Source organism: Desulfonatronospira sp. (assembly GCA_003563255.1).
In the GTDB taxonomy this organism is placed as follows: domain Bacteria; phylum Desulfobacterota; class Desulfovibrionia; order Desulfovibrionales; family Desulfonatronovibrionaceae; genus Desulfonatronospira.
Genome location: PWSL01000235.1, coordinates 1 through 3,188, shown reverse-complemented (window position 1 = coordinate 3,188; position 3,188 = coordinate 1). Strand labels below are relative to the sequence as shown.

The 3,188-nt window shown below is 53.4% G+C and carries 3 protein-coding genes; all 3 read right to left on the bottom strand.

What is annotated here, in order from left to right; translation table 11 throughout:
• Window positions 1–274: 274 nt before the first annotated feature.
• The gene (locus tag QZP87_RS06855) at window positions 275–1,621 is read right to left on the bottom strand and encodes a glutamine synthetase family protein (protein ID WP_291322175.1); all 1,347 of its coding nucleotides are present in this window, start codon (window positions 1,619–1,621) and stop codon (window positions 275–277) included.
• Between the two features lie 145 nt (window positions 1,622–1,766).
• The gene (locus QZP87_RS06850; RefSeq protein WP_291322174.1) at window positions 1,767–2,084 is read right to left on the bottom strand and encodes a carboxymuconolactone decarboxylase family protein; all 318 of its coding nucleotides are present in this window, start codon (window positions 2,082–2,084) and stop codon (window positions 1,767–1,769) included.
• Between the two features lie 156 nt (window positions 2,085–2,240).
• Window positions 2,241–3,008 (bottom strand): tryptophan synthase subunit alpha, encoded by a 768-nt coding sequence (trpA, locus tag QZP87_RS06845; RefSeq protein WP_291322173.1) that lies wholly within the window; start codon window positions 3,006–3,008, stop codon window positions 2,241–2,243.
• Window positions 3,009–3,188 lie beyond the last annotated feature (180 nt).

The following is a 3,188-nucleotide window of genomic DNA, read 5'->3' as shown; positions in this document are numbered from 1 at the left end:
GACGGATTTCACTGGGTGTGATCTGCCTGCCCCGTAAAATTTCTTCCCATTTTACTGGGGTGGGCTAAAAACTCTTTTCTTATCTGGGTTGCGGGCAAAGCCCGCGTTAGTGTTAGATCGCCCGGAGTTATTGAGAAGTTACCAGTATCTGTCAGCGCTTTGCATGTGGCACGGGGACAGGATCTTTTACCGATTGATAACTTGCAAGCACTCCAAATACTTGACGGCAAAAGAGCCAGTCCCCGGCGGTAAGTACATAAGTTGCGCTGTAGCGTTACAATAGCGGCAGATATTTTTTCAGCTCATACTCTGTGACCTGGATACGGTAATTATTCCACTCGATTTTCTTGTTGGCGATGAAGTTTCTGAAAATATGCTCTCCCAGGGCCTCCCGGACCACCCTGCTTTTTTCCAGCACCTCCACCGCCTCGAAAAGACTTCCGGGCAGACTTGGGATATTATGCTTCTTTCTCTCGTCCTCGTTCATCTCGAAAATATCCTCTTCCACCGCCTCGGGCAGGGGGTATTTCTTTTCCATCCCCTTAAGCCCGGAGGCAAGCATGCATGCAAAGGCGAGATAGGGATTGCAGGCCGGGTCCGGTGATCTCAGTTCCACCCGGGTGGCCTTTTCCTTGCCCGGCTTGTACATGGGCACCCGCACCAGCGAGGAACGGTTGCGCCTCGCCCAGGCCACGTATACCGGGGCCTCATATCCCGGCACCAGCCTTTTGTAGGAATTGACCCACTGGTTGCACACCGCGGTAATCTCGTTGGCGTGTTCTAGAAGGCCGCTGATGTAGTATTTGCACTCCTTGCTCAGATTGTCCGGTGCATCAGGGTCAAAAAACACGTTTTTGCCGTTTTTGAAAAGGGACTGGTGCACATGCATACCGCTCCCGTTTTCCCCGAACAGGGGCTTGGGCATAAAGGTGGCATAACAGCCGTGACGTCTGGCGACTTCTTTGGCGATTACCCGGTAAGTGACCGCGGTGTCGGCCATTTTCAGAGCTTCCTGGTAGCGCAGGTCTATCTCGTGCTGGCTGGGAGCCACCTCGTGATGACTGTATTCTACAATGATACCCATGTTTATCAGGGCGTCAATGATGTCCCTGCGGATGTCGTTGGCCAGGTCCAGTGGCGGAGCATCAAAGTATCCACCGAAATCCAGGGTCTTGGGTTCCCTGGAACTCTCAAAAAGGAAAAACTCCAGCTCCGGGCCCACGTAAAAGCTGTACCCGTCTTCAGCGGCCCTGGACAGGATCCTTTTAAGGACATACCTGCTGTCACCTTCATAGGGGCTGCCGTCGGGGTTCTTGATATCGCAGAACACCCTTGCCACAGGCCGCTCAATGGGTCGCCAGGAAACTATCTGAAAAGTCGCCGGGTCGGGGAAAGCCAGCATATCGCTTTCATGAATCCTTGAAAAGCCCTCAATGGAAGAACCGTCAAACCCCATGCCCTCTTCAAAGGCTTCCTCCAGCTCGCTGGGAGTCACCTGAAAACTCTTGAGATTACCCAGGACATCCACGAACCAGAACTGCACAAAGCTAATATTGTATTCCTCCACCGCCCTGGTAACATCATCAGCATTCCGGCAATTAAAAACCACGGGCTTTTGCATGCATAACCTCCACAATTATGGTTGCCTTTGACTTTGTTGGTTTTTTTTGGGGGGACAGTCCCCAGGCCTGGTGCCAGTAATCACCAACGAGGCCCCCCTGAATGGTTACGCCTGTTTTATGTGACAGGGTTGCAGCGGCAAGTCACTACTCCCCGGTTACATCCCTGACCCAGCTCATGGCTGTCGCCACTGTGGGAAAGCCAGTGGTGGAGGTGATTACCATCAAAGACTGGCGAAGCTCCTCCGGGGTGGCTCCGGCCTTGAGCGCCCTGCGGGCATGGCTGTGTACCGCGCCCTCAAGTCTCAGGGCTGCCGCCGCAGACAACTGGATAAGCTCAACAGTCTTTGCATCCAGTGGACCCTCCTGGCGTACTGCATTGCCAAGCTCTGCCACTGCCTTGATAAATCCCGGGTGCTGCTCCTGCATAAGCTGATAATTTTTGGGCATCTGATCTTTACTCATGGTTTTTCTCCTTTATATCGCTCCCACGCTCCGCGTGGAAACTCTTCAGAACGCAGCGCGTCCATTATTTTGAGCATCATAGCGGCCGAATGATGCTCCATGCCTTTCCTCCGCTCCCTCTTGTTCCCTCTCCAACTCCCATAATCCATACCCCCACTACCACCCGGCCATAAACTCCCTGGGAGTCCTGCCCTCATCCAGGTGGTTGATCAGGGCGCTACCGAAAACAACTGCATCCACATGCTCTTCTATGGACTCAAGCTGGTCTTTGGAACTGATGCCGAAACCCAGGGCCACGGGGCATTCAAAACTATCCTGTACCTGGCGCAGCTTGGCTCCCAGAACCTGCATGGAACCGGTCTTTGTACCGGTAATACCCATTACCGAGACAACATAGACAAAAGCAGGGCAGAGCCCGGCATATGCCTGCAGCCTCTCCAGCGAAGTATTAAGACCCACCAGGGGAATATAGGCCAGGTTGTTTTCATTCAGCATCTCCATGTAAGGTTCGGCTTCCTCCAGGATCAAATCCGGGATAATAAGCCCGCTCACCCCGGCCTCCCTGCAGGATCCGGCCAGCCTGTCAACGCCATACTGCAGAAAGGGGTTGAAGTACCCCATAAAAACCAGTCCTGCCCGGATCCTGTCCCTGTATTCAGCCAGGCCTTCAAAAATCCAGTCCAGGTTAACTCCCTGCTCCAGGCAGCGTATGGAGGCCTTTTCCACCACCGGACCATCAGCCACTGGATCTGAAAAGGGCACTCCGATCTCTATGACATCCGCGCCCTCGGCGTCCAGCTCCAGGATCACATCCCAGAACCTGTCCTTGACTGGAAACCCCGCCGGCACAAAAGGTATAAGGGCCTTGCGCCCGCTTTCCACGGCAGCCTGTATCTTTCTGGTCAATATATTGTCATAATGCATTGCACTGCTTCCTCATATAAGCATAATATTTTTCCAAAACCACTCCTCTGCTGCTTGACTTTGTCGAAACAACAAATGCCTGCAGGGGATCACTTGCAATCGTAAATCAGACCTCAGACATCCGACATCCGACCTCCGACTTCCGACCTCCGACCTCCGACCTCCGACATCAGACATCCG